We start from the raw sequence: 26,192 nt of genomic DNA on the forward strand, positions 1-26,192 counted from the left end.
GGCCGACTTGCCGCCGTTGCATTCTGCGCTAGAATCTTTCCTTGAACACGCAGCGGAGTGGATCAGCGCATGCAAGCGACGAGACGCGCATTTTCTCTTATGGCGCTAGGGACCTTGCTCTCGGCCTGTTCGAGTAGTCTGTTCGGCGGGTCGCCGTCGGGTTCGACGCCCCCCGGCGCGATTGCCAATGCCGGATGGGACGCCTGGGTGGAGGATTTCAGGACCCGCGCCGAGGCGAAGGGCATTTCGCGGCAGACGCTGAATGCGGCGTTTGCCAACGCGGGCTATACACCCGACGTCATCGTACAGGACCGGAACCAGACCGAGTTCAACCGCACGCTCGAGGAGTACCTCGCCATCGCCGCCTCCGACGAGCGGGTGGCCAAGGGGCGCGCCAATTATGCCCGTTACCGGAATGTGCTGGAGCAGATCGAGGCGGCCTACGGGGTTGACGGAACCGTGGTCGTCGCCGTCTGGGGGCTGGAGAGCATGTATGGCGAGCGGCGCGGCGATGTGCCGGTCGTCTCGGCGCTGTCGACGCTCGCCTATGAGGGACGGCGCGGCAGTTTCTTCGAAAGCCAGTTGCTGGGGGCTCTGAAAATCCTTCAGAACGGCGATATCAGCCCGCAGCGGATGACCGGAAGCTGGGCCGGCGCCATGGGGCATACGCAGTTCATTCCCACCTCCTATCTCGGCTATGCCGTCGATTTCAACGGAGACGGGCGTCGCGATATCTGGAGCGACGATCCGACCGATGCGCTGGCAAGCACGGCCGCCTATCTCAACCGGTCCGGATGGCGCACGGGCGAACCCTGGGGCGGGGAGGCAGGTTCTCCGGGGGCATCCGTCGCCGGCGGTCGCCGCATTCAGCCGCACGACGGCGGGCCGGTTTTCGTCGTCGGGCCTAATTTCGATGTCATCAAGCGCTACAACAATTCGACGAGCTACGCGATCGGCGTCGGCCACCTGGCCGACCGCATTGCCGGCGCCGGCCCGATCGCCGGGACGTTCCCGCCGGACCGCTACGGCTTTACCGCCGACCAGCGCAAGGCACTGCAGGCGGGATTGAAAGCCAGGGGCTATGACGCCGGCACGGTGGACGGCGTTTTCGGCACGCAGACGCGCGCGGCGATCTCGGCCTATCAGCGTGCAAACGGTCTCGCCGTTACGGGCGAGCCGTCAATGGATCTGTTGAGGCAGCTTGGCTGACCGAAGCGCAGATCGGACTCGCGGCGTCGGCAAGCCTGCCGGCCGCCACTTTCATTCAAACGTCATCATAGGTTCAAAACCCTGTCACTTGCCGAGTGGATGTTCGTTCGCGCATCGAAATCGCAATTCAGTGGCGTTAATGAACATAAGTGACCGTCAAACGAAAATCCTGGCCCTGGTCGAAACGCATGGCGCGATGACCATAGAAATGCTGGCGGAGGAGTTTGGCGTTTCGCCGCAGACGATCCGCCGCGACGTCAACATGCTGTGCCGCGCCGACCAGCTGCGTCGCAGCCATGGCGGTGTGGAACGGATGAGCGCCGGTGTCAATCTCTCCTATGACAGCCGTCGCCTGTCGCACCCCGAAGCAAAGCGCCGGATCGGCCAGCTCGTCGCCCAGATGATCCCGAGCCGGGCCTCGGTGATGTTTTCGATCGGCACGACGCCGGAAATGGTGGCGGCCGCCATGGTGGATCATGACGATCTTACGGTGGTCACCAACAATCTGAACGTTGCCATGGCGCTCAGCCCGAACAGCTCCAACCGCATCTTCATTCCCGGCGGCATGATCCGGCTTCCCGACCGCGACCTGATCGGCCAGGAAGTGGAGACCATGTTCAATGGCTACCGCGCCGATTTCGGCATATACGGCGTTGCCGGCGTTGAACCCGACGGCGCGCTTGTCGATTTCGACCAGCAGGAAGCGGCCGCGCGCGAAGCGATCCGCATGAGCTGCCGCACCTCGATCCTGGTTGCCGACCGTTCCAAGTTCTCCCGCCCCGCGCCGGCCAAGCGCGGCCGGTTGGGCGATGCCGACATTCTCGTGCTCGACGGGCCGCCGACGCCGGAAATGGCGGCGTTGATCGAGGCAGAAGGCGTCGAGCTGCGCTATCCGGAGGGAGATCTGGTATGAGCGGCAACCGGAGCGGCGCTGTCTGCTCCGCCCCGCGCGCGAGCATTCGCTACAGCATCGGCCCGAAAATCGGAATCGATTTTCGGAAAGCACGATGCGTAGATTCAATAGGTTAGAGCGTCCTTTGTGCATCCGAATGGATGCACGGCGCTCTAGGCGGAAAGCGAAAAACCGGCCGCCGATATCAGCCCTTCGGCATCAGCCGTTTTTCCGTGCGGAAATGGTGCATGGTCTCAAAGGAGCAGAATTCGACCGGGCCGAGACGGATCTCCTGAAGCTCCGGATAGACCGCCTCGAACAAGGCCGATGACTGCTCGACGTGGGCTTTCGCGGTTTCAGGCGGCATGCGCCGGATGCGATAGGCGAACGAGATGTGGAACTGGTAGCGGTCGTGATCCTCGCGCCTGAGGCCCGTCGCATCGGCAAGCCGGTCACGCATCCGCCAGAGTTCGTCGAAGCTTTCGCGGTCTGCTGGTTCGGCGTGGATGGAGTAGCCGGCCTTCAGGTGGTCGGCGCGCACGGTAACGCCGGAAAAACCCTCGATATCCGCAGAAGCAGCGAGAAAACGACGGTTCATCTCGTTAAGCGACAATCCGCGCTCCACGTCGTCCGGCCAGCCGTCCGTATCCAGCGGATTGCCGGAAATGCCGCAGAACACGGTCATGTGGAAGCTCTCGGGCGGCAGGAAGGTGAAATAGCGCGCCGTCGGCAGCGTCTTCAGCTTTTCCTGCAATTCGCAAAGGATAGCGTATTCGCTTGAAGACCTGTCGATATGGCAAATGAAGGTATTGCCTGGATAGGGCAGGACGCGTCCATCCGTCGCGAATTTTCCGCCGCCGTTGTCAGACGTGATGGACGGCAGGGGCTTGCCCATCTTGCCGGTTTCATCGATGCGGTTGAGCCAGTTGTCGTGTTCAGCCTCGGTGCGCGCGGAATGGAAGTGTCGGGGGCTCATGAGAGCATGCCTTTTCTTGTTTTTCTTTGTAGGAGCGAGGAAGGCCCGGCAATCGGTTCGACCGCCGGGCCAAGTGTTTCGCAGAAATCAGCGCTCGAGGATGACGTTGTCGACGAAGGCTTCTTCCATCGCCGTCTTGAACGGCTGGGCGGCGCCCGGGACCGAGTATTGGCGCTGGTCGTTGGAGATCAGCGCGTTGCTGTCATCGGCATTGGCATTCATCGGCGCCGTGCCGAAGGTGGCGTTGAACGTCGTCTGGGTTTCCGGCGAGGTCAGCCAGTCGATCAGGAGGGCCGCTGCGGCCGGATGCGGGGCGTTTTGCGGAATGGCAACGCCGTTGCCGCCGCCGTTCATGCCCATTTCCGGGATGTAGAGCTTGAGGTCCTTGCGCGCTTCGCCGCTCTTTTGCAGGCTTGCCAGATGGTCTTCCCAGACCGGGGCCATGAAGAGTTCGCCGTCGGACATGCGGATGATGCTGTCGGCGTTGGACGTGGTGATGACGTAGTCGTCGGCATAATCGTTGAAGAAAGCGAAGCCGGGCTCAAGCGCCTCGATGCGGGCGGCGGAATCATCACCGTCGTTGAAGTCGAGACCGGACAGGACGCGCAGGATGTTCGAATAGAAGGACGGGCCGGAGCCGCCATTCTCATAGTTGAAGCCGAACTTGCCGGGATTGCCTTCCCAGAAGGCGGAGAAGTTTTCCGGCGTCTGCGGCAGGGCATTCTCGTCGACCTTGGCCGGGTCGTAGGCGATGCCGGTCTGGTTGCCCCAATAGGCGTAAACATAGTCGCCGCCGTCGATATTGTTGACCGTGTTGATGCGGCCGGCATCCTCGGGCAGCATGGAAAGCGGGGTGAAGAGCTTGGCAAAATCAAGAGTCGACATGTCGCCATAGCCCCAGGCGAAGACGTCGATATCACCGGTGTCGCTGCCGCTTGCGGCGAGAAGCTTGTCGGCATTGCCGGAGGCCGTGCCGCCGGCCGGAATGTTCACCTTGATGCCGTATTTCTCTTCAAAAGGGGCGACGACCTTGCGGAAATCGTCCTGGAAATACCAGACATACCAGTTGACCTCGCCTTCCTGCTTGGCCTTGGCGACGATGTCGTCCCAGCTCATCGCGGTGATGTCGGCAGCGAATGCGGCGCTTGCGCCAAACGCCAGTGCGGTGGTCGAAAAAATAAGCGTTTTCAGCATTTTGACAGTCTCTCCGTTGGGTTTCTTCCTGGGCATGCGACCGCGTTATCCCTTGCCTGATGCAAGCGTCGGATTGGCCGACTTCAGAAGCTTCTCGAGGATCAGCATCAGCAAAACATTGGGGACGACGAGGATGAGGGACAGCACTGCGGCGTTGGGACGGACGAAGTCCTGGCCGAGCGCTGCGTAGAGAAGGGTCGGGACCGTGACGATTTCCGGCGAACCGACGATATAGGCGATGGCGAACTCCTCGATCGACTGGATGAAGACGATGAGGAGCGTGGCGAAGATGCCGGGGCGCAGCGCCGGCAGATAGGCGGCCGTAAACCGCGCCCAGGGGCTCGCCCCGAGATCGCGCGCGGCATCGATATGATCCTGGCGGACCTGTTCGAAACTCACCGTCATGATCCGGATTGCGTAGGGCAGGAACAACACCGAATGGGCGAAGACGATGGCGCCGAAACGGAAGTTCTGCAGTCCGAGCGTGAACAGCAGCGCGGTAAAGAAGATCGAGGTGACGAAGGGCGGCACGACGAGCGGCAGAAGGCAGAGGATCTTGGCGACCTCACGCCCCGGAAAGGCGAAGCGCCCGAGCGCCAGCGCTGTCGGCAGCGACAGAAGCAGGCAGGTGACGGCCGCTGTCGGGGCAAGCGTGTAGGACGTCAGAAGCGCCTGTTTGAGGCCGGAATGCTGCCACATGTCGCTCCAGCGGGCAAAGGACATCACCGGCGGCAGAAGCGTTGAGGCCGTCCAGGGCTCCGCCGGGTCGGTCAGCGACCACAGAACCGCGATGGCGAAGGGAATGATCAGCCAGACGGTGAAGACCACCGAAAGCAGGATCAGAAGGGCGAAATCGAGCTTCCTGCGGGTCATTTCAGCCGTCCCCTCATGATAAACCTTGCCGCGACCGCCAGAAGCGTCGAGCCCACCAGGGCAAGCGCCATCAGCGACACGCCGACGACGGCGGCCGAATGCCAGTCGCCGCGACCCTTGAAGAACACCATCAGCTGGGCGAGCGACTGGACATTGGTGGGGCCGACAACCGTCTGGAAGGAGAAGTCGGCGAGCGCGCCGATGAAGATGATGACGAGGGCGGCCTGCATGGCGGAAACCGAGAGCGGCGCGATGACCTTGCGAAAGCGCGACCATGCGCCCGCGCCCATGTCGCGGGCGGCATCCAGCACGTCGTCGGAAATGCCCTGCACCGCGCCCGTCAGCAGCAGGAGCGCAAAGGGCAGGTTCTTCCACACCTGAAGGATGAGGACGGCGATGCCGTGGCGGTCATTCTGCAGCCGATGCGGTTCGCTCCAGATGCCGAGCGCCTGCATCAGCTGGTTCAGCGGCCCGTGATAGGCGATGATGTTCAAGAACAGGAAGGCCGCGACCAGCCCATGCACCAGCATCGGCGCCTTCAGCATGGAGCCGATGGTCATCGAGCCGGGGAAGGGTTTTCTCAGCCAGATCGCCAGCGGGTAGGCAAGGGCGACCGAGAGGATGGCGCTGACCGAGCCGATATAGAGCGAATAGCGCACCGAGCGGGAAAACAGCCTGCGGCCGAAAACCTCGCCCCAATATTCAAACGAGAACTGGCCTTCCGCCCCGAAACTGAAATAGCCGAGCGACTGGGCGACAGCCATGTAGATGACCGTGCCAATCAGCGCCAGGATCAGTCCGAGGCCGGGCATCAGCAGCGCAATGACAATAAGCCAGCGACGGGCGGTCATGCCTCCGCTCCAAGCAGGATCACATCTTCCGGAGCGACGGTGAAATAGACGGTGTCGCCTTCTCTCAAGTCTGTTTCGCGGGCCTGGATACGGTAGGAAATGCCGTTGGTCCCGGCGATCAGATCGGTGAAGTGGCCCTGGAAGGTGCGGGTCACGACCGTGCCCGAAAGCGCGCCATCTGCAGGACCGCTCAGGAGCCGCGCGGTTTCCGGCCGGAAACAGAGGCAGATATTCCCCTCGGGAAGGGCAGCCTCGCGCGGGACCAAAAAAATGCCGGCAGGCGTTTCGATGAGCCGGTCCTTTCCGCCGTCGCGCGGCTTCAGCCTGGCCGGAAGGATATTGGCGCCGCCGATGAAATCGGCGACGAAACGGGTGGCGGGCTTGCGGTAGAGCACCTCCGGCGTGTCGGCCTGTTCCACCCGCCCGGCATTCATCACGAAGATCCGGTCGGAAAGCGCCAGCGCCTCGGCCTGGTCATGGGTCACGTAGATGGCGGTGAGGGCGAAATCCTGCTGGATGCGGCGGATTTCGATGCGCACCTGATCGCGCAGCTTGGCATCGAGGTTGGACAGCGGCTCGTCAAAGAGGATGACGCCGGGACGCATGACGAGCGCCCTGCCGAGCGAGACCCGCTGCTGCTGGCCGCCGGAAAGCTGGTTCGGAAGCTTCTCAAGCTGCGGTTCCAGCCCGAGCTTTTCCGCCACCTCGCCGACGCGTGCGATACGGTCCCTGCGCGGAACTTTCTTCTGCTTGAGGCCGAATTCGAGATTTTCCTTCACGCTCAGATGCGGAAAGAGCGCATAGGACTGGAAGCAGAGCGCGGTATCGCGCGCCTCCGGCGGCCTGTCGGTCACATCGTTCCCGCCGAGAAAAATCCGGCCGGACGATGGTTTCAGAAAGCCGGAGATCATTTTCAACAGAGTGGTCTTGCCGCAGCCGGAAGGCCCGAGAAGCGTCACGAACTCGCCCGGCGCGACGTCGAAGCTGATGTCGTTGACGGCCGTGAAGCGGTCGAAACGCATGACCAGATGGTCTGCTGAAATGCCTGTCATTTATGTCTCCCCCTGTTGAGGTGATAGTTTATTACTCATTGTAAGTAAAATTAATATGACAATGGTGCTGCATTTTCCTGACAGCCGGGTTCGCGCCAGGACCGCAAATCTGGATTCCGGCGCACAAACATGCTCAAAGGCTTCTGGCGGCAGGCAGGAGATGAGGCGTGCAATGGGCTCGGTGGAAGAGATGAGCGGTGCGGAGGGGGCAAATCCGATCTTTGAGATCGGCCGGAGCGGCGCGCTGGTTCTCGACGCCATCCGGCGCGGCGGCTCGGTCGCCCGTTCGGATCTCACCGAACGCACGCCGCTATCCCAGCAAAGCGTGCATCGCCTCGCCGAAGACCTTTTGGAAAAGGGTTTTCTCAGGCTGGAAGCGCCGAAAATCGCCGGAAGGGGCAAGCCGAGCCCGCGGCTGGCGCTCTCGCCGGACGGCGCATACGGGATCGGGATTGCCGTCGATACCGAAGAGGTGCGCGTCGCCGTCACCAATATTGTCGGCGATATCCTCCATCTCGTGATCCTCGACGTCGAGCCGAACGACCCCGAGCGCGTGCGCGATGAGGCGGCTGAGCGCGTGCCGGAGATCGTCGCGGGGCTGAAGCTTGACCGGCGCAGGATCGCAGGCGTCGGCATTTCCATGCAGGGCTATCGCCGCACGCGCTCCCTGGCCTTCGTGCCGCCGCCGAAGATTGCCGCCTGGCGTGACCGCGACGTGGGCGAGATCTTCTCAGGCGCGTTTGGCCTGCCGCTGATGGCGGAGAACAATGCCACGCTTGGCGCGGAAGCGGAAAACTGGGTCGGCGCCGGCCTGCGCTTCGACAATTTCGCCTATCTGTCGATCAATCTCGGTTTCGGCGGTGGCGTCGTCATCAACGGCGCGCCCTATCTCGGCTACCATATGAACGCGGCGGAAATTTCCTCGATCTACACGCCGGAAGAGCAGGAGCGCCGTCCGGCGCTCAGAACGCTGATTGCGATGCTGCGCGAGGCCGGGCGCGATATCGGCTCCGTCAATGCTTTGAAGCGGCACTATGACCCGTCCTGGCCGGAAATTGACCGCTGGATCGAACGGGTGACCCCCGCGCTCGACCAGATGCTCAGAGCGATGACCGGCATTCTCGATCCCGCGGCCATCGTCTTCGGCGGCGAAGCGCCGCGCGATCTGAGGGTACGTCTGGCGCAGGCCTCAAGTCCGCGCACGGTCGACGAGATCAACCTGCCGTTTCCCGGTCCCGAACTGCTGATCAGCGAGATCGAGACCGATCCGAATGTTCTGGGGGCCGCACTCCTGCCGATCCGCAAGCGATTGTTCAGTGCGACACCCGGTATTCACACCTGAACGCCTATCCCCGCTCCACGCAGAGCGCGACGCCCATGCCGCCGCCGATACAGAGCGTGGCAAGGCCCTTGCGGACATCGCGACGCTTCATCTCGTGAAGCAGGGTCACAAGAATGCGTGCGCCGGAGGCGCCGATCGGATGGCCGATGGCGATCGCCCCGCCATTGACGTTGACCTTGTCCGGGTCGAAGCCGAGCCCGTCATTGACGGCGCAGGCCTGGGCGGCAAAGGCTTCGTTGGCTTCGACAAGATCGAGGTCGCCGACGGACCAGCCGGCCTTTTCCAGCGCCTTCAGCGAGGCCGGGATCGGGCCGGTGCCCATGATGGAAGGGTCGACGCCGGCCGTTGCCCAGGAGGCGATGCGGGCAAGCGGCGTCAGTCCGCGTCGTGCGGCTTCATCGGCATGCATCAGGACGAGAGCGGCCGCGCCGTCATTGAGGCCAGAGGCATTGCCCGCCGTCACCGTGCCGTCCTTGTCGAAGGCCGGACGAAGGGCGGCCAGCGTCTCGGCGCTGGCATCGGGGCGGATCTGTTCATCGGTGTCGACAATGGTTTCGCTCCTGCGCGATTTGACGGCAAAGGGCACGATCTCCTCGGCAAACCGTCCGGCCTCGCGCGCGGCGGTCGCCTTGCGATGACTGGCAAGCGCGAACTCATCCTGGCGGGCGCGGTCGATACCGCATTGGCGCGCGATGTTTTCAGCGGTGATGCCCATATGCATGCCGCCGAAGGCGTCCGTCAGGCCATCGCCGACCATGGTGTCGACAAAACTTGCCGTGCCCATCTTGTGGCCGGAGCGCAGATGCGCGCAATGGGGCGAGAGCGACATGGATTCCTGTCCGCCGGCCACCACGATGCGGGCATCGCCCATGGCGATCTGCTGCATGCCGATTGCCACCGACCGCAGTCCGGAACCGCAGACCTGGTTGATCAGAAAGGCCGTCGCGCTATCGGGAATGCCGGTGGCAATCGCCGCCTGGCGGGCCGGGTTTTGTCCGGCGCCTGCTGTCAGCACCTGGCCGAGGATGACCTCGTCCACCTCTTCGGGGCTCACAGCAGCCCGCGCGAGCGCAGCAGCGATCGCCGTGCTGCCGAGCTGATGGGCGGGCACGCTGGCGAAGGACTTCATGAAGGCGCCGACAGCCGTGCGTGCGGCGGAAACGATGACCACGTCGCTCATTGGCCGCTCTCCCGATCCAGCCCGACCTCGAAACGGGCCTCGGTCTTGGCTTTGATTTCCTCGAGGGTGACGCCATCGGCAAGTTCGGTAAGGACCATCTTCACCGGGCCTTGCCTTGCAATGGTGAAGACGCCGAGATCTGTGATCACCATGTCGGCCACCCGCGTGCCGGTCAGCGGCAGTGTGCATTCGCGCAGGAGCTTCGGGGTGCCCTTCGCCTCATGCTCCATCACCACGACGACGCGCTTGACGCCGGCGACGAGATCCATCGCCCCGCCCATGCCCTTGACCATCTTGCCCGGGATCATCCAGTTGGCGAGATCGCCGTTTTCGGCCACCTGCATGGCGCCGAGGATCGACAGGTCTATATGACCGCCGCGGATCATGGCGAAGCTTTCCGATGAGGAGAAAAAGCTCGTCTGGGGCAGCGCGGTCACCGTCTGCTTGCCGGCATTGATCAGGTCCGCATCCTCTTCGCCTTCATACGGGAAGGGACCCATGCCCATCATGCCGTTCTCGCTCTGCAGGCGCACATCCATGTCGTCGGGAATGAAGTTGGCGACAAGCGTCGGAATGCCGATGCCGAGATTGACATAGAAGCCGTCTTCGAGTTCGCGGGCGGCGCGGGCCGCCATCTGGTCACGTGTCCAGGCCATGTCACGCCTCCTCCGAATTGCGTTCGCGCACCGTGCGTTTTTCGATGTGCTTCACCGGGTCCGGCACATGAACGATGCGGGAAACGAAGATGCCGGGCGTATGGATATGGTCGGGATCGATCTCGCCGGGGGCAACCAGATGCTCGACTTCGGCAACCGTCAGCCGGGCGGCGGTTGCCATGTCCGGATTGAAGTTGCGCGCGGTCTTGCGGTAGACGAGATTGCCTTCATGATCGCCCTTGTAGGCATGGACGAGGGCGACATCGGCGAAAAGGCCGGTCTCCATCACATAGTCCTCGCCGCCGAAGCTGCGAACCTCCTTGCCCTCGGCAATCATCGTGCCGACGCCGGTCTTGGTGAAGAAGGCCGGAATGCCCGCGCCGCCGGCGCGGATGCGTTCGGCCAGCGTGCCCTGCGGGTTGAATTCGAGTTCCAGCTCGCCGCCGAGATACTGTTCGGCGAAGAGTTTGTTCTCGCCCACATAGGACGAGATCATCTTCCTGATCTGCCGCGTTTCCAGAAGCTTGCCGAGGCCGATGCCGTCGACGCCGGCATTGTTGGAGATGACCGTCAGGTCGCGCGCGCCCGACTGCAGGACCGCGTCGATCAGCGCTTCGGGAATGCCGCACAGGCCGAAGCCGCCCGACATGATCACCATGCCGTCACGCAACTGACCGGCGAGCGCGTCTGCCGCCGATTGATAGACTTTCCGCATTTGCCTCCTCCCAGAGAAATTGCACTTTGTCAGATGCAGAATAAGGCTTGCGGCGGGGAAGGGCAGAGTCGTATTTATACGACATGAATACTGCTCAAACCGCCTTCACCCTGTCCGAGCTTCCGGTGCCGCTGGTCTTTGCCACGCATCGCGTGATCCGCGACTGCAACGCGGAATTCGCAGCGCTGTTCGGCTATGATCGCGCCACCCTCGTCAACAAGAGCTTCGCGCGTCTTTACCCGGCGATCGACGACTTCGTGCGCACCGGCGAGATGTGGCGGGACAATCTGCCGGGCGGCGCGGTCTATTACGACGAGCGCATCATGGCCGCGACCGACGGGCGCCGCTTCTGGTGCCGGGTCAGGGGGCGCTCGCACAATACGGACGATCCCTTCGCCGCCGCCGTCTATTGTTTCGAGCCGATCGCACGGCCGGTTTCGACGGCAAACAGGGGGCTGACCGGCCGCCAGCGCCAGATTCTGACGCTGGTTGCCCAGGGCAAGACCAATGCCGCGATCGCCGAGGAGCTGGGGCTTTCGCGCCGGACCATCGAGATGCACCGCCTGCGCATGACGCGGGCGCTTGGTCTTGCCAACACCGCCGAGCTCATTGCCTGGTTCCTCAACAGCGCCGAGGGCAGCGCGGAGCAGGGGCGGTAAACCCGCGAACCGGCGGAGGCATGTCATGGACATGCGCGGCTGTGAGGCAGACCCTCGGCGCATGGCTGCGATGAGATATTGTCAATGTTCGTCGCTGCCGACCGGACTATACTGCGCGCAAGCACAATTCGCTTAAGGAGCAGACGTCATGACTTTCGGACGTATCCAGGACAAGGCCGCTCGCGCGCGCAATCCGTTTGTTCGTTTCGCCCACGGCATTCACGATTTCATCGAGACCTACCAGGACATTCAGCGCGAAGCCCGTCGGCGCTACCCTGACAGCTTCCGCTGAGGCGCCTCGCGGAGCGACCCCATAAGGAAGACGCGCGCGCCCTCCTCCAGAAATGATGTCGATCAAGGAAAGCCTCTCGTCGACATTCTATTCGGGCGATTGAGCGGCCCGTCAGTTGCGTTCTCGGCCGCGCCGGTGTCTCGCGACGGAGGAGGAAGCGATTGACAGAACATCTGCCATTTCAGGTCATGGGCAAGCCAATCGGTCCGCGCTGCAATCTCGATTGCACCTACTGCTACTATCTGGAAAAGGAAGAACTCTATCCGGACGTCAAGCGCTTCACCATGCCGGATGCGGTGCTTGAAACCTATATCCGCGACTATCTCGCCTCGCAGGCCGGCTTTCCCGCCCGGGAAATACGATTCAACTGGCAGGGCGGCGAACCGACCATGCTCGGCCTCGACTATTTCCGCCGCATCGTCGAGCTGCAGCAGAAACATCTGCCGCGCGGCAAGACGATCGCCAACACGATCCAGACCAACGGCACGCTGCTGGACGACGAATGGTGCGCTTTTCTGAAGGACAATGATTTCCTCGTCGGCGTCAGCATAGACGGCCCGCGCGAACTCCACGACCGTTTCCGCACCTACCGCAACGGCCGCCCGAGTCATGCTGCCGTGATGGCGGGGATCGAGCGGATGAAGGCGCACGACGTCGAATTCAACACGCTGACCGTCGTCAACCGCGAGAACGCCGCCTATCCGAAGGAAATCTATCAGTTCCTCAAGGATATCGGCTCCACCTATCTTCAGTTCATTCCGATTGTCGAGCGGACCGCCGACGGCCATTCTCTGGCGCCTGCGCCGCAGGTCGACGAGGACGGCGTCGCCTATAATGTGACGGCCTGGAGCGTGCTGCCGCGGGCCTATGGCGATTTCCTCTGCGGCATCTTCGACGCATGGGTCAGCCGGGATGTCGGTCGCGTCTTCGTCCAGTTTTTCGACCTTCAGCTTGGCCTGTGGATGGGCGCTCCGGCGACGATGTGCTGGTTTGCCGAGACCTGCGGCCAGGGCCCGGCGCTTGAGCACAATGGCGACCTCTATGCCTGCGATCACTATGTGTATCCGGAGTACCGGCTCGGCAATGTAATCGAAATCCCGATTGCCGAGATGATGGCCTCCGACGCGCAACGTCAGTTCGGGCTGGACAAGCGCGAAGCGCTGCCTGCCCAGTGCCGGAGCTGCGATCTCCGGTTCGCCTGCAATGGCGGCTGTCCGAAGCATCGTTTCCTGAAAACGAAGGATGGAGAACCCAGGCTCAACTATTACTGCCGGTCGATGGCCCGGTTCAACAGGCATGCAGGCCCCGCCATGAAGGTCATGGCCCACCTCGTACGTTCGGGACGACCGGCTTCGGATATCATGCAACTGCGAAGATCGGGGCGGCTTCCCGGTGTTTCGGCCGTTGCGGGGCGGCCGGGCCGCAACGACCGCTGCCCCTGCGGCAGCGGACTGAAATACAAGCAGTGCTGCGGCAGGCCCTGAGCGCGGCCTGAAGCCTTCGCGATTGTGGCGCGCCGGAGAAGGCCCGCCTCGATCGGCGCGTCGCGTAAACGAAGAACCCCCGACGGCAGGGCCATCGGGGGTTCTCGCATCAGTACCTAACCGCGCGATCAGGCGCTCTGGCGGCGATCATTCTGGCGGTTGCGCTGGCGGCGCGGACGCGATTTCGCCGGGCTGTTGCGGTTGGCGCCTTCACGATGACCGCTCTCGCGGGCATCGCCCGCGTGACGCTGGCCGCCGTTGCCGGAGGGCCGGGCGCGACGCGCCGGCTTGCCGGAACTGTTGCCGCGCCCGCCGCGGCCCTTCGCGGGACGGTCGGCATGGGCATGCGGCTCGCCGGAGGCGATCGCGATCTCGATGCCGGTCAGGCGCTGGATATCGCGCAGCAGCCCCGATTCCTCGGGCGTGCAGAAGGCGATCGCCTTGCCGTCATTGCCGGCGCGCGCGGTGCGGCCGATGCGGTGGACATAGGCGTCCGCCACTTCCGGCAGGTCGTAGTTATAGACATGGGTGACGCCGGGCACATCGATCCCGCGCGCGGCGACGTCCGTTGCCACCAGCACGTTGATCTCGCCGGTCTTGAAGGCTTTCAGCGCGCGCTCGCGCTGGCCCTGGCTCTTGTTGCCGTGGATCGAGGCCGTGGCAAAGCCGCGGCTGTCGAGGTGCTTCATCAGCTTTTCCGCGCCGTGCTTGGTGCGCAGGAAGACGATGGCGCGGCCTTCCGGATGGCTGGTCAGTTCCTGACGCAGGAGTTCGACCTTGTCGGCCTTGCCGGCAACGAAATGCACGGCCTGGTCCACCTTGTCGGCGGTCTTGCCGGGGGGCGAGACCTCGACGCGTTCCGGATTGGTGAGGAAGCGCTGCGAGAGATCGGCGATCGTTTTCGGCATGGTGGCCGAAAACAGCATGGTCTGGCGCGCGTCCGGCACCAGCGAGGCGATCTTCTTCAGATCGTGGATGAAGCCGAGGTCGAGCATCTGGTCGGCCTCGTCGAGGACGAGGAAGCGCACGGCGTCAAGCCGGAGCGCGCGTCGGTCCAGAAGGTCGAGCAGGCGGCCGGGCGTGGCGACCAGAATATCGGTGCCGGCGGCAAGCTGGTGCTGCTGCCGGTTGATCGATGCGCCGCCGACGACGATGTTGACCTTCAGCGGCGTCTTGCGGGCGAAAATGCGCAGGTTTTCTGCGATCTGGTTGACCAGTTCGCGCGTCGGAGCGAGGATCAGCGTCTTTACGGTCTTCGGGTCGGGTTTCCTGCCGTTCTGCAGCAGCATGTCGATCAGCGGCAGGCCGAAGGCGGCCGTCTTGCCGGTGCCGGTCTGGGCAAGGCCCATCACGTCACGGCCCTCAAGCACCAGCGGAATCGCCTTTTCCTGGATCGGGGTCGGCTTTTCATAGCCTTCGCCGGCGATGCGGGAGACGAGCTGGGCGGAGAGGCCGAGTGTGGAAAAATCTGTCAAATCAATTGCGCCTTTCAAGGCATGCCGAAACACCACCCGAGCTTGGCCCTCATGGCCAAAGCCGGTGATTTCGGTTTCAAGAACCCCGCGTGAAGTGGGATCTCAGGGGTGGAAAATGCCTTCCGCGCGCCGGGTGGGAGCCCGGTCTTTCATCAAGCGCTTGACCTGACCTTGCCCGAACCGCTGAGGTTCATCTTGGCGGGCATGCTCACGCGGCATGCGAACAGGTGGAAAGCCTGGGCCGTAAATGAGGCTTGGTCTGGCAAAAGTCAAGCGGCAAGTTCGTCGCGCCGGAAATCAGGGCGTTTCGGGCCGTTTGCCGGCCAGCATCTCCCGCTTTCCGGCAAAACCGGATTGCCGGCTGACTGAAAAGCCCGCCGCCTCAAGATTGCGGCGCACGAAACCGGCAGCGGCATAGGTGCCGAATGTGCCGCCCGGTCCGGTATGGTCGAAAACGGCCTGCATCAGCGCGGCAGACCACATGTCAGGATTGCGGGATGGCGCGAAGCCATCGAGATACCATGCGTCGAAGCGCTCAGCGGACGCGGTAAGCGATGCGAGCGCGTCGCCGCAATGGACGGCAAGCCGCGTTTGCGGATCGATGCCGATCTCGACCGTTCCCGAAGGCTTGCCCGGCCAGCGCGAGACAAGCGCACGCCGTTCTTCCGCGATCTCCGGCCAGCGCGACAGCGCGCGGTCAATCTCGGCTGACGTCATCGGATAGCGTTCGAACGACGTGAAGGAGAGCCGTGCGCCAGCCGGACGGAGGCGCTTCCACTGGCGAAGCGTTTCGCAGAAATTGAGCCCCGTGCCGAAGCCGAGCTCGCCGATGGCCAGGGTTCCGCCGGCCCTCCAGCGTTCCGGCAGGCGGTTCGCTGCGATGAAGACGTGATCGCACTCGGCCCGTCCGTCGGCCCTCGAATAGAAATGGTCCTGGAAGGCATTCGAGAACGGCATGTCGTTTTCGTGCCAGGAAAGCCCGCTCGCGCCGGTTTCGCTTGCATCATTGCCTTGTTTGTGGTCCGCATCGCCCATGGTGAATGGCGATAATACGATTATGACCGCGCGTCAAAACACATCGGCCGATCTTGTGATCATCGGCGCCGGGATCATGGGGCTCTGGGCTGCCTATCATGCCGAGAAAGAAGGCATCGAAACGCTTCTGGTTGATCGTGATGCCCCGGGCAGCGGCGCCAGCAACGGTCTTCTGGGCGCGCTCATGGCCTATATGCCGGACCAGTGGGACGAGAAGAAGCAGTTCCAGTTCGAGGCGCTCGCGGCGCTGGAGGGCCAGGTCCGGCTGCTGGAAGAGGAGACGGGACTGGAAACGGGTTATCGCCGCTCGGGCCGGGTCATGCCACTCTATCAGGAACGTCAGGTCAGGACCGCGCGCCTTCGCGCCGACGAGGCGGCGAGGAACTGGCGGCTCGGTGAGCATCGCTTCGAGTGGAAAGTGGTCGAGGAGCCGCCGGAGAAAGACTGGCCGTCAAGGAGCGAGGGAGCGCTCGCCTATGTGCATGAAACGCTCGCCGCCCATGTCGCCCCGCGCGGCGTCGTAGCCGCCCTGAAGACTTTTCTCTCAACCGCCCGCCATGTTCGCATCATTCGAAAAGAGGTCGCCGCAATCGATGCCGGAGCGCATGGCATCGTGTTTTCGGTCGGGGAACGCATTGGCTTTGGAAAGGCCGTCGTCTCTGCCGGCGTGGGGGCTTTTTCGCTGCTGCAACCGCTCTGGGCGCCCGAGGGCCTGCCGCTCGGACGCCCGGTCAAGGGGCAGGCGGCGCTGCTTGCCGCCGCGTGCGACCCGGCGCTGCCGATCCTCTTTGACAACGGCCTTTATGTGATTGCCCATGCGCGCGGCCGGGTCGCGGTCGGCTCCACCTCGGAAGATGAATTTGACCGGCCCTTTGCCACGGATGGCAAGCTTGAAGATCTGATCGCCGCTGCCCGCATCGCCGTTCCCGCGCTCCGCGATGCGCCGGTCGTCGAGCGCTGGGCGGGGCTTCGCCCGCGCGGCGTCCACCGCGAACCGATGATCGGGGCGCTGGAAGACATGCCCGACGTAATCGCGCTCGGCGGCGGCTTCAAGACAAGCTTCGGTATCGCCAACCGGCTCGCCGGTCACGCGATCGGCCTTGTCAGCGATAACACCGTTTCGGTGCAGGACCTGCCGGATATATATAACCTCGAAATTTACTTGAGGCGCGCCAATAAAAACCTCGGTTGAGTGAGTAAAACCCTTCATCTCGTCGTATCAGTGTCATCGGAATCGCGTATCGGAAGGCATGTTCATCTGTATTTCTCCGTGTGACCCCGATGCCCTCCGACAAGCCACGTTATGCCATCAGCTTCACCCCGGCGCCGCATGAGGCGCTCGGCATTGTCGGGGCCAACTGGGTCGGCCGCAACGCCTATTCCGGCCAGCCGATCGAGCCGCCGATGATCGGCGGCATGTCGCTGTCGGAAATCGCCTTTCACACTGCCCTGCCGCGCCGTTACGGTTTTCAGGGCATGCTGAAATCGCCGTTCCATCTTGCCGAAGGCACAAGCGAGGCGTTGCTGCTCAATGCGCTGATGCGGTTCGCCACAGGCTGGAAGCCGTTCTTCCTGCCGCCCCTGAAGGTCGTGAGACGACGCGACAGCCTGGCCTTCGCCCCGGCCGTCGCCGTGCCCGCACTCGATGATCTCGCCGCCGCCGTGGTTTCCGAATTCGATCCGTTCCGCGCGCCCCTGAGCGAGGCGGAACTGGAGCGGCGCGACACCGGCTCGCTGTCGCCGGTGCAGTTTGCCAATCTCCACCGCTGGGGCGAACCGGACGTGCTGACGGCCTTTTCGTTCCATATGCCGTTGACCGGCCCGCTGCGGCCGCGCGACATGGAGCGGATGGAACGCGCGGCGCTGGAATTTTTCGGCCCGATCCTCGCCGAACCCGTGGAGTTCGAGAATATCGCGCTTTTCGTCGAAGAGGAGCCGGGCGCGCCGTTCTGTGTTCACTCCCTCCATCCCATGGGCGCGCTGCCGGCCCGGCGGACAGCCTGAGATGCTTGATTTCTGTGACTTTTGCGGCTTTCCTCTTTCGGTGTCCGGGCCGGTGGAGTAGCCTCGGACGATACTGAAAACGAGGCTTGCATGAGTGCTGAAACGAGCGGGTATCCGCGCGAACTGATCGGCTATGGGCGCAATGCGCCGGATCCCAAATGGCCGGGAGATGCCCGCATCGCGGTGCAATTCGTCATCAATTATGAGGAAGGCGGCGAGAGCTGCATTCTCGACGGCGATCCCGCGTCGGAGAACCTCCTGTCGGAGATCGTCGGCGCCGAGCCGTGGCCCGGCCAGCGCAATCTCAACATGGAATCGCTTTACGAATACGGGTCGCGCGCCGGCTTCTGGCGGCTGCACCGTCTGTTCACGGGGTTGAAGATCCCGGTCACCGTATACGGCGTCACGCGCGCCATGGAGCGCAATCCGGAAGCCGTTGCCGCGATGAAGGAAGCGGACTGGGAGATCGCCAGCCACGGCCTGCGCTGGCTCGAATACAGGGATTTCGACATCGAGACCGAGCGCGCCCATATCCGCGAGGCGGTCAGGCTGCATACGGAACTGACGGGCGAGCGGCCCTACGGCCTCTACCAGGGCAAGCCCTCCATCAACACGCTCGCTCTGGTGATGGAGGAGGGGGGCTTCCTCTATTCCTCCGACACCTATGCCGATGACCTGCCCTATTGGGTGCGTACGCCCGAGGGAAAGCCGTTCCTGCGCATACCCTATACGCTCGACAATAACGACATGCGCTTTGCCACGCCGCAGGGCTTCAATTCCGGCGAACAGTTCTTCGCCTATGTGAAGGACGCCTTCGACACGCTTTACGAAGAGGGCCGGCAGGGCGCGCCGAAGATGATGTCGGTCGGTCTGCATTGCCGTCTCGTCGGCAAGCCGGGTCGCACGGCGGCGCTGAAACGCTTTCTTGAATATGTTCAGACGCACGACAGGGTGTGGATCCCCCGTCGCATCGACATTGCCCGCCACTGGTACGACCATCATCTGCCGAAGGAAGACGCCCCATGATCGCACGCGAAGACTTTGTCAGCCGGTTTGGCGGCGTTTTCGAATATTCCCCCTTCATCGCCGAGCGCGCCTATGATCAGGGCCTTGTCGAAGAACCGCTGACGGCCGATGGCGTGCACAAGGCGTTGTGCACGGTGTTTCGCGCGGCGAGCGACGAGGAGCGTCTCGGGGTTCTGCGCAAGCATCCGGATCTTGCCGGAAAGCTCGCGGTTTCGGGAGAACTGACGGAGGAAAGCAGGCGCGAGCAGGCCGGCGCCGGGCTTGATCGGCTGAGCCCGGAAGAGCATGCGGAGTTTACGGGACTCAATTCCGCCTATATAGAGAAATTCCAATTTCCTTTCATTATTGCAGTCAGCGGGCTCAATAAGGACGATATTCTCGCCGCCTTCAAACGCCGGATCGACAATTCCGCCGAGGAGGAGCTGGCTACCGCCTGTCACCAGGTCGAGAAGATCGCCGGGTTCCGCCTGCAGTCCCTTCTCGCGGAGTAATTGATGTCCGAACAAGAAACGAGTGTGGCCCTGCCCGATTTCGCCGTGGGCGCGATTAACCTTGCCTCGGCGCGGCTTGGCGCGCGCGCGATCTATGCGACCGACCAGTTCTTTGCGCCGCTGGCGCGCATGCTCAAGGATGATTCTCCGGTCTTCCTGCCCGGCGAGTATGACGAGCACGGCAAATGGATGGACGGCTGGGAAAGTCGCCGAAAGCGGGTGCCGGGCCATGACTGGGCGATCATCCGCCTTGCCATGCCGGGCCGAATCCGCGGCTTCGATGTCGATACCTCGCATTTCACCGGCAATTATCCGCCGCAATGCTCGATCGAAGGCTGCTATATGGAGAGCGGCGACCCGGACGAGAACGCCGATTGGCAGGAGGTTCTGGCAAAGCGCGATCTCGGGCCGGACAGCCACCATTTCTTCGAGATGGAGCAGGATACCCGCCAGAAGGTCTTCACCCATCTGAGGGTCCATATCTATCCCGATGGCGGGATTGCCCGACTCAGGGCCTATGGCTCGGCCTATTTCAACTGGGACAAGGTCGGCGACGGCGAGGAGGTCGATCTCGCCTATATTTTCGGCGGCACCCATGCGCTGCACTGGTCGGATGCCCATTACGGCCATCCCGACCGCACGCTCGCGCCCGGACGCGGCGTCAATATGGGCGACGGCTGGGAAACCGCCCGCCGGCGCGGCCCCGGCCATGACTGGATGATCCTGAAGCTCGGCCATCCGGGCATCATTCGCCGCATCGTCGTCGATACGGCCCATTTCAAGGGCAATTTTCCCGATACCTGCATGCTGCTCGGCGCCAACCTGCCGGAGCAGAATGACGTATTCAGCGCGGAAGACCTGGCCGCATCGGAAAACTGGGCGCCGATCCTCGACGAGACCAAGCTTCAGGCGGACAATATCCACGAATTCTCCGGCGCTTCGGTGCACAATATCGGCCCGGTGACCCATGTCCGGCTGGCGATCTTCCCGGACGGCGGGGTCAGCCGCCTGCGGCTATACGGAGTGAAGGCCTAGGATGAGCATCAGGTTGCCCGTTGAGAAACTCACCCCGGAGGCCTTCGCGCCCTTCGGCACGGTGATCGCGCCGGACCCCGCAACGGCAAGAACGATCAATGGCGGCACGACCACGCGCTTTCATGCGCTGGCCACCTGCGAGGCCTATGGCACGGATGCCGCAGTGGTCCTCAGCATCTTCCGGGGGAGCCCGCGGCGTTTTCCCTATCAGGTGGACATGATGGAGCGGCATCCGCTCGGCAGCCAGAGCTTTTCGCCGCTCTCGCCCCGTCCCTTCCTCGTCGTCGTAGCCGAGGATCACGGCGGCACGCCGGCCAAGCCACGCGTGTTTCTCGCGGAGAACGGGCAGGGGGTCAATTATCGCGCCAATGTCTGGCATCATCCGCTGATGGCGCTTGGGAAGCCGAGCGATTTTCTGGTTGCCGATCGCGACGGTCCCGGCGACAATCTGGAGGAATATATCTATCCCGCTTTGTTCACCATCGAGGAGACTGACCTTTGACCGGCCTGACCACCCATGTTCTCGACACCGCGCTCGGCCAGCCCGCTTCGGAGATGAAGATCGATCTCTATCGTCTGCATGGCGAGAAGCGGGACTTCCTCAAGACGGTTTATACCAATGATGACGGCCGCGTTGACGGCGGGCCGATCATTGCCGGGGCTGACCTCGAAGTCGGGCAGTATGAACTGGTCTTCCATGCCGGCGAATATCTGCGGCGCAGCGGCGCGACGCTGACGGAGCCGGCCTTTCTGGAAGATATTCCGCTGCGTTTCGCCATCGCCGACGTGACGGCGCATTATCACGTGCCGCTGCTGCTTTCGGCCCACGCTTATTCCACCTATCGCGGAAGCTGATCCGATGAAGGTCGCGGCAATCGCCGATATCCATGGCAATATCGATGCGCTGGAGGCGGTGTTGGCCGATCTCGAGCGACACCAGCCGGATCTGATCGTCAATCTCGGCGACAGCCTGTCATCGCCGCTTGCGGCCGGCGAAACCGCCGACCGGCTACTGCCGCTGTCGCTGCCGACGGTGCGCGGCAATCATGACCGCTGGCTGGTCGACCGTCCGGAAAGCGAGATGGGCGACTGGGAAGCGCCGGCCTTCCGGCAGCTTTCAGCCAGACATCTGCAATGGATCCGCGACATGCCAAGCGCGCTGGTTGTCGAGAGTGAGGTCTTTCTCTGTCACGCCACGCCGCAGAAGGACGACGTGATGTGGACCGAGGAACTTTTGCCGTCCGGCCATTTCGCGCTGAAGGAGCAGGCGGAAATCGAGGCGCTCGCGCAAGGGGTTGCCTATCCGCTGATCCTCTGCGGCCATTCCCACATTGCCCGTTCGGTGCTGCTTTCCGGCAACCGGATCCTCGTCAATCCCGGCTCCGTCGGCTGTCCCGGTTTTACCTACCACATCCCTGTCGACCACAAGCTGGAAACGGCGCACCCGTTTGCCTGCTACGCCATCGTCGAAAAGATGGAAGCCGGCTGGCAGCCGAGCTTCCATCAGGTCCGCTACGATACGTCCCGCATGGCCGCGCTGGCGCGCGAGGCGGGCTATGAGGATTGGGCGCGCGTGATCGGGACGGGGCGGGTGGATTAGGCGCTGTTGCGCGGCCGTTTGTCGAATGCTGGCCCAACCGTGACACGTCATCCCGGGGGCGACCATTGGTGACCGGTTTAGGCATCAGTCGGGTTTTTGTTTTGGTGTCCACCCATCCACCTGCGTCATGCTCAGGCTTGACCCGAGTATCAAGGCGTGGGGGAGCGGCTTAGTCGAATGGACGGGCGTATGGCCCTGGACCCCGGCTCAAGGCCGGGGTGACGAATGAATGGCAGGCATGCTCAGGGCCGCAATGGCCATTGCGGCAAACGACGACGGAACCGCGCCTAAAACCCCACCTTCGCGATGATATCCCGATCAATTTCCTCGATATCGCGCTTGCCGCAAAGGGCCATGGTCACGTCGAGTTCCTTGCGGATGATGTCGAGGGCGCGGGTGACGCCTTTCTTGCCCATGGCGCCAAGGCCGTAAAGGTAAGGACGGCCGATATAGGTGCCCTTTGCACCGAGCGCGCGGGCCTTCAGCACGTCCTGGCCGGAGCGGATGCCGCCATCCATATGGATTTCGATATCGCCCTGAACCGCATCGACGATTTCCGGCAGGACCGAGATCGAGGACCGCGCGCCATCGAGCTGGCGGCCGCCGTGATTGGAGACGATGATCGCATCCGCGCCGGTCCTGGCAGCCATCCGCGCATCCTCGGCATCGAGCACGCCCTTCAGGATCAGCGGTCCGCCCCAGCGTTCCTTGATCCAGTCGACATCGGCCCAGGAGAGCTTCGGGTCGAACTGTTCGGCGGTCCAGACCGCAAGTGAGGAGAGATCGGAGGAGGCCGGCGCGTGGCCGACGATGTTGCGGAAGGTGCGGCGTTTGGTTTGAAGCATTTCGAGCGCCCAGAACGGCCGCGTCCCCACCTGCCAGACATGTTTCGGCGTGAATTTCGGCGGCGTTGAAAGGCCGTTGACGAGGTCCTTGTGGCGCTGACCGAGGATCTGCAGGTCAAGTGTGAGCACCAGCGCGCCGCATTTGGCCGCCTTTGCCCGGTCGATCAGATCGCCGACGAAGCCGCGATCCTTCATCACGTAAAGCTGGAACCAGAAGGGCTCTTTCGTGTTTTCCGCGACATCCTCGATCGAGCAGACGCTCATGGTCGAAAGCGTGAAGGGAACGCCCGCCTCTTCGGCCGCCTGCGCCGCCAGGATTTCGCCATCGGCATGCTGCATGCCGCAAAGCCCGGTCGGGGCGAGCGCAACGGGCATTGAGACCTTGCGGCCGATCATCGTCGTTTCCAGCGAGCGGTCGGTCATGTCGACCAGAACGCGCTGGCGCAGGTTGATCCTGGCGAAGTCCGTCTCGTTGGCGCGGTAGGTGCTTTCCGTCCAGGCGCCGCTGTCGGCATAGTCGAAAAACATCTTCGGCACGCGCCATTTCGCGCGCTTCTTCAGGTCGGCAATGGTCAACGGCTCTGAAAACATGAGCTCCTCCCCAATCAAATATGAATGCTCTTATTACATATGAGTTTACTTCTGCCAACCGGCCATTGGAAGCGGTGCCTGCAAAGCGGATTTCGCCGGGCTGCCGGCCACATAGGTCTCTGCGATCGCCCTGTCGTCGCCCATCGTTTGCAACAGGAAGAGTTCCTCCGCAAGGGTGGTGACGGCTTCCATCTTCAGCGCCATGGCGGGTGTGGCGCGGGCGTCGAGCACCACGATATCGGCATCGCTACCAGGATCCAGCGTGCCGATCCGCCCGGTCAGCGTCAGCGCTTCGGCATTGCCGCGCGTCATCGCATAGAAGCTTTCCAACGGGTTCAACCGCGCGCCGCGCAATTGCTGGATCTTGTAGGCCTCGTCCATGGTCTTCAGCATGGAGTAACTTGTGCCGCCGCCGATATCGGTGGCAACGGCGATGCGCACCGGCTTGTCGCGGGTCTCGTAATCCCTGAACGGGAACAGGCCCGAGCCGAGGAAGAGGTTGGACGTCGGGCAGTGGACGGCGACCGCGCCGGTCTCGTGAAGCAGGTCGCGTTCGCGCTCGGACAGGTGGATCGCGTGGCCGAGCAGGGTCTTCGCGCCGAGCAGATCGTAGCGGGCGTAGATATCGGTATAGTCCTGCGCTTCCGGATAAAGCTCCAGCGCGCGCTCGATTTCCGCCGTGTTTTCGGAAAGATGCGTCTGGATATGCAGGTCGGGAAACTCCCGCGCCAGCGCTCCGGTCACTTCCATCTGTTCATGCGAGGAGGTCAGCGCGAAGCGCGGCGAGATGACCACGTGGTTGCGCGCCTTGCCGTGCCAGTCGGCAATCACCGCCCTGGTGTCGTCATAGGCCGATTGCGGCGTGTCGGTCAGCGCTTCCGGCGCGTTGCAGTCCATCAGCACCTTGCCGCCGAGCATCAGCATGTTGCGTTTCGACGCTTCGGCGAAATACGCGTCCGCCGATGCCTTGTGCACCGAGCAATAGGCAACCGCCGTGGTCGTGCCCTGGCGGATCATCTCATCGAAGAAGGAAACGGCGATGCGGGCGCCGTGGGCGGGATCGGAAAAGCGCTGCTCCTCGACGAAGGTGTAGGTATTGAGCCATTCCAGAAGATTGGCGGCATAGGAGCCGACCACCTGCATCTGCGGAAAGTGAAGATGCGTGTCGATCAGGCCGGGCAGGATCAGCTTCGGCCGGTGGTCGATGATCTCCGCGCCCTCCGGCGCATCGAGCAGTACGGTTTCAAATGGCCCGAACGCCAAAATGCGGCCCTCTGAAATCAGCAGGCCGCCGTCGTCTTCGTAAACATAGCTTTCGGCGTCGGAAATCGACTGAGGCCGGCGGCTGAAGCTCAAAAGCCGGCCTCTCAGGATGCGTGGCGGTGTCATTCAGCCTTCTTTCCGCTGGTGCTGGACCTGTACCAGGCCACCAGTTTTTGTCGCTCGTCATCCGTCATGCTGGTGACATTGCCGGGCGGCATGGCATGGCTGCGGCCGGCCTGCAAGTAAATCTGGTTCGCGCGCGCGGCGATTTCGGCGTCGGTCTCGAAGCGCACGTTCAGCGGCGGACGGTGAATGCCCTCATAGACGGGTTCTGCCATGTGGCACATCGAACAGCGAGTCGAGACGACTTCCTTCGCGGCGGCGAAATGCGCGTCCTCGGCAAACTTCTCGAAGGCGGGGGCCACCGCCATGTCGGAATTTTCCGACTTGAAGAACTGCGGCGAGGTGGAGAGCCACATGATCACGATGAAGATGATCGCCGTCAGCAGCCAGGTCCAGTTCGGCTCGCCCTTGCGGGCATGCACGGTGTTGAAATAGTGCCTTATGGTCACGCCCATCAGGAATACCAGCGAGGCGATGATCCAGCTGTATGTGGTCGCGAACGCCAGCGGATAGTGGTTCGACAGCATGAAGAAGATGACCGGCAGCGTCAGGTAGTTGTTGTGGAGCGAGCGCTGCTTGGCCTCCTTGCCGAGCTTCGGATCGGGCGTCTTTCCGGCCTTCAGGTCGGCCACCACGATCTTCTGGTTGGGGATGATCACGAAGAACACATTGGCGGTCATGATCGTCGCGGTGAACGCGCCCATGTGCAGGAAGGCGGCGCGGCCGGTGAAGAGGTGCGAGTAGCCCCAGGCCATGAACACCAGCAGCACGTAGAGCAGCAGCATCAGCCCGATCGTGTGCTTGCCGAGCGGGGACTTGCAGAGATAGTGGTAGAACAGCCAGCCGATCGACAGCGATGCCAGCGAGATCAGGATCGCGACCGGGGCGGAGACGTCGAGCACGCTGCGATTGACCAGGAACAGGTCCGCGCCGCCGTAATAGACCAGCGCCAGCATCAGGAAGCCGGACATCCAGGTGAAATAGGATTCCCACTTGAACCAGATCAGGTGCTCCGGCATATGCGCCGGCGCGACCATGTATTTCTGTATATTGTAGAACCCGCCGCCATGGACCTGCCATTCCTCGCCGGAAACGCCTTCCGGCAGCCCAGGACGGGCGACCAGACCGAGATCGAGCGCGATGAAATAAAAGGAAGAGCCGATCCAGGCGATGGCGGTGATGACATGCAGCCAGCGCACGGTGAATTGCGCCCATTCCCAGATGATGGCGAGTTCAAACATAAATTGTGCCCCCGATAGTCAGATGTCGGAATGATGCGAAATTTCGGCGCGAAAAAAAAGAGCCGTCATGCGAAGAAAAGAAATTAGT

General features: G+C 62.9%; 27 protein-coding genes. 14 read left to right on the forward strand and 13 right to left on the reverse strand.

The window, feature by feature from the left end; translation table 11 throughout:
- The first annotated feature begins 99 nt into the window (after positions 1-99).
- Positions 100-1,209, forward strand: coding sequence for a lytic murein transglycosylase (locus tag AZF01_RS03755; RefSeq protein ID WP_244435606.1), 1,110 nt, complete (start codon positions 100-102; stop codon positions 1,207-1,209).
- Between the two features lie 139 nt (positions 1,210-1,348).
- On the forward strand, positions 1,349-2,122 hold the full coding sequence (locus AZF01_RS03760) for a DeoR/GlpR family DNA-binding transcription regulator (protein WP_024709778.1): 774 nt from the start codon (positions 1,349-1,351) through the stop codon (positions 2,120-2,122).
- Between the two features lie 184 nt (positions 2,123-2,306).
- Here AZF01_RS03760 and AZF01_RS03765 read toward each other — a convergent pair whose 3' ends face one another.
- The 5 genes from AZF01_RS03765 to AZF01_RS03785 all read right to left on the reverse strand — a co-directional run bounded on the left by AZF01_RS03765 (position 2,307) and on the right by AZF01_RS03785 (position 7,047).
- On the reverse strand, positions 2,307-3,077 hold the full coding sequence (locus AZF01_RS03765) for a DUF1868 domain-containing protein (RefSeq protein WP_024709777.1): 771 nt from the start codon (positions 3,075-3,077) through the stop codon (positions 2,307-2,309).
- Positions 3,078-3,164: 87 nt separating this feature from the next.
- Positions 3,165-4,271: an extracellular solute-binding protein gene (locus tag AZF01_RS03770; RefSeq protein ID WP_024709776.1), complete on the reverse strand. Its 1,107-nt coding sequence runs from the start codon at positions 4,269-4,271 to the stop codon at positions 3,165-3,167.
- 45 nt (positions 4,272-4,316) lie between these two features.
- Positions 4,317-5,144, reverse strand: a complete 828-nt coding sequence (locus AZF01_RS03775) for an ABC transporter permease (RefSeq protein WP_024709775.1) — start codon at positions 5,142-5,144, stop codon at positions 4,317-4,319.
- Positions 5,141-5,995 carry an ABC transporter permease gene (locus tag AZF01_RS03780; protein ID WP_024709774.1) on the reverse strand — a complete coding sequence of 285 codons (855 nt, stop codon included), beginning with the start codon at positions 5,993-5,995 and terminating at the stop codon, positions 5,141-5,143. Before AZF01_RS03780 ends, AZF01_RS03775 begins: the two co-directional genes overlap by 4 nt.
- Positions 5,992-7,047 carry an ABC transporter ATP-binding protein gene (locus tag AZF01_RS03785; RefSeq protein ID WP_024709773.1) on the reverse strand — a complete coding sequence of 352 codons (1,056 nt, stop codon included), beginning with the start codon at positions 7,045-7,047 and terminating at the stop codon, positions 5,992-5,994. Before AZF01_RS03785 ends, AZF01_RS03780 begins: the two co-directional genes overlap by 4 nt.
- A 160-nt stretch (positions 7,048-7,207) precedes the next feature.
- On the opposite strand from AZF01_RS03785, the gene AZF01_RS03790 reads away from it, so the two are divergent.
- Entirely contained in the window at positions 7,208-8,389 is a 1,182-nt protein-coding gene (locus AZF01_RS03790; protein ID WP_161633059.1) for an ROK family transcriptional regulator, read from the forward strand.
- A 4-nt stretch (positions 8,390-8,393) separates the two neighbouring features.
- Here the strand turns inward: AZF01_RS03790 and AZF01_RS03795 are convergent, their stop codons facing one another.
- From AZF01_RS03795 to AZF01_RS03805, 3 genes are read right to left on the reverse strand one after another with little or no spacing between them, the layout of a single operon-like run.
- Entirely contained in the window at positions 8,394-9,569 is a 1,176-nt protein-coding gene (locus AZF01_RS03795; protein ID WP_024709771.1) for an acetyl-CoA C-acetyltransferase, read from the reverse strand.
- Positions 9,566-10,225 (reverse strand): 3-oxoacid CoA-transferase subunit B, encoded by a 660-nt coding sequence (locus tag AZF01_RS03800; protein WP_024709770.1) that lies wholly within the window; start codon positions 10,223-10,225, stop codon positions 9,566-9,568. Before AZF01_RS03800 ends, AZF01_RS03795 begins: the two co-directional genes overlap by 4 nt.
- Position 10,226: 1 nt before the next feature.
- Positions 10,227-10,940 carry a CoA transferase subunit A gene (locus tag AZF01_RS03805; RefSeq protein ID WP_024709769.1) on the reverse strand — a complete coding sequence of 238 codons (714 nt, stop codon included), beginning with the start codon at positions 10,938-10,940 and terminating at the stop codon, positions 10,227-10,229.
- 83 nt (positions 10,941-11,023) lie between these two features.
- On the opposite strand from AZF01_RS03805, the gene AZF01_RS03810 reads away from it, so the two are divergent.
- The 3 genes from AZF01_RS03810 (at position 11,024) to AZF01_RS03815 (ending at position 13,375) form a co-directional block, all read left to right on the forward strand.
- Positions 11,024-11,599, forward strand: a complete 576-nt coding sequence (locus AZF01_RS03810) for a PAS and helix-turn-helix domain-containing protein (RefSeq protein WP_024709768.1) — start codon at positions 11,024-11,026, stop codon at positions 11,597-11,599.
- Between the two features lie 148 nt (positions 11,600-11,747).
- Complete coding sequence (locus AZF01_RS23820) at positions 11,748-11,891, forward strand: hypothetical protein (RefSeq protein WP_156484719.1); 144 nt, start codon at positions 11,748-11,750, stop codon at positions 11,889-11,891.
- Positions 11,892-12,052: 161 nt separating this feature from the next.
- Positions 12,053-13,375, forward strand: a complete 1,323-nt coding sequence (locus AZF01_RS03815; protein ID WP_024709767.1) for an anaerobic sulfatase maturase — start codon at positions 12,053-12,055, stop codon at positions 13,373-13,375.
- A gap of 128 nt (positions 13,376-13,503) precedes the next feature.
- Here AZF01_RS03815 and AZF01_RS03820 read toward each other — a convergent pair whose 3' ends face one another.
- Complete coding sequence (locus AZF01_RS03820; protein WP_024709766.1) at positions 13,504-14,850, reverse strand: DEAD/DEAH box helicase; 1,347 nt, start codon at positions 14,848-14,850, stop codon at positions 13,504-13,506.
- Between the two features lie 297 nt (positions 14,851-15,147).
- A complete protein-coding gene (gene mnmD, locus AZF01_RS03825; RefSeq protein WP_024709765.1) occupies positions 15,148-15,885 on the reverse strand; it encodes a tRNA (5-methylaminomethyl-2-thiouridine)(34)-methyltransferase MnmD in 738 nt (245 codons plus the stop codon).
- Positions 15,886-15,907: 22 nt separating this feature from the next.
- On the opposite strand from mnmD, the gene AZF01_RS03830 reads away from it, so the two are divergent.
- From AZF01_RS03830 to AZF01_RS03865, 8 genes are all read left to right on the forward strand, one after another.
- Positions 15,908-17,077, forward strand: a complete 1,170-nt coding sequence (locus AZF01_RS03830; protein ID WP_152534629.1) for an FAD-binding oxidoreductase — start codon at positions 15,908-15,910, stop codon at positions 17,075-17,077.
- Between the two features lie 89 nt (positions 17,078-17,166).
- Positions 17,167-17,889, forward strand: coding sequence for a DUF1045 domain-containing protein (locus AZF01_RS03835; RefSeq protein ID WP_024709763.1), 723 nt, complete (start codon positions 17,167-17,169; stop codon positions 17,887-17,889).
- 90 nt (positions 17,890-17,979) lie between these two features.
- Positions 17,980-18,915, forward strand: coding sequence for an allantoinase PuuE (gene puuE, locus AZF01_RS03840; RefSeq protein ID WP_024709762.1), 936 nt, complete (start codon positions 17,980-17,982; stop codon positions 18,913-18,915).
- Positions 18,912-19,406, forward strand: a complete 495-nt coding sequence (uraD, locus tag AZF01_RS03845; protein WP_024709761.1) for a 2-oxo-4-hydroxy-4-carboxy-5-ureidoimidazoline decarboxylase — start codon at positions 18,912-18,914, stop codon at positions 19,404-19,406. Before puuE ends, uraD begins: the two co-directional genes overlap by 4 nt.
- 3 nt (positions 19,407-19,409) lie before the next feature.
- Positions 19,410-20,441 carry an allantoicase gene (gene alc, locus AZF01_RS03850; RefSeq protein WP_024709760.1) on the forward strand — a complete coding sequence of 344 codons (1,032 nt, stop codon included), beginning with the start codon at positions 19,410-19,412 and terminating at the stop codon, positions 20,439-20,441.
- 1 nt (position 20,442) lies between these two features.
- On the forward strand, positions 20,443-20,943 hold the full coding sequence (locus AZF01_RS03855) for an ureidoglycolate lyase (RefSeq protein WP_024709759.1): 501 nt from the start codon (positions 20,443-20,445) through the stop codon (positions 20,941-20,943).
- On the forward strand, positions 20,940-21,296 hold the full coding sequence (gene uraH / locus AZF01_RS03860; protein WP_024709758.1) for a hydroxyisourate hydrolase: 357 nt from the start codon (positions 20,940-20,942) through the stop codon (positions 21,294-21,296). The genes AZF01_RS03855 and uraH overlap by 4 nt, the downstream gene beginning before the upstream one ends.
- A 4-nt stretch (positions 21,297-21,300) precedes the next feature.
- On the forward strand, positions 21,301-22,041 hold the full coding sequence (locus tag AZF01_RS03865) for a metallophosphoesterase (protein WP_024709757.1): 741 nt from the start codon (positions 21,301-21,303) through the stop codon (positions 22,039-22,041).
- A 287-nt stretch (positions 22,042-22,328) separates the two neighbouring features.
- Here AZF01_RS03865 and AZF01_RS03870 read toward each other — a convergent pair whose 3' ends face one another.
- The 3 genes from AZF01_RS03870 to AZF01_RS03880 are packed head-to-tail and all read right to left on the reverse strand — an operon-like array spanning position 22,329 to position 26,104.
- The gene (locus AZF01_RS03870) at positions 22,329-23,477 is read right to left on the reverse strand and encodes an alpha-hydroxy acid oxidase (protein ID WP_024709756.1); all 1,149 of its coding nucleotides are present in this window, start codon (positions 23,475-23,477) and stop codon (positions 22,329-22,331) included.
- 45 nt (positions 23,478-23,522) lie between these two features.
- Positions 23,523-24,866 (reverse strand): guanine deaminase, encoded by a 1,344-nt coding sequence (gene guaD, locus AZF01_RS03875; protein WP_024709755.1) that lies wholly within the window; start codon positions 24,864-24,866, stop codon positions 23,523-23,525.
- Positions 24,863-26,104, reverse strand: coding sequence for a urate hydroxylase PuuD (locus AZF01_RS03880; RefSeq protein WP_024709754.1), 1,242 nt, complete (start codon positions 26,102-26,104; stop codon positions 24,863-24,865). The genes guaD and AZF01_RS03880 overlap by 4 nt, the downstream gene beginning before the upstream one ends.
- Between the last annotated feature and the right edge of the window lie 88 nt (positions 26,105-26,192).

It is taken from the genome of Martelella sp. AD-3 (assembly GCF_001578105.1).
Classification (GTDB): Bacteria; Pseudomonadota; Alphaproteobacteria; order Rhizobiales; family Rhizobiaceae; genus Martelella.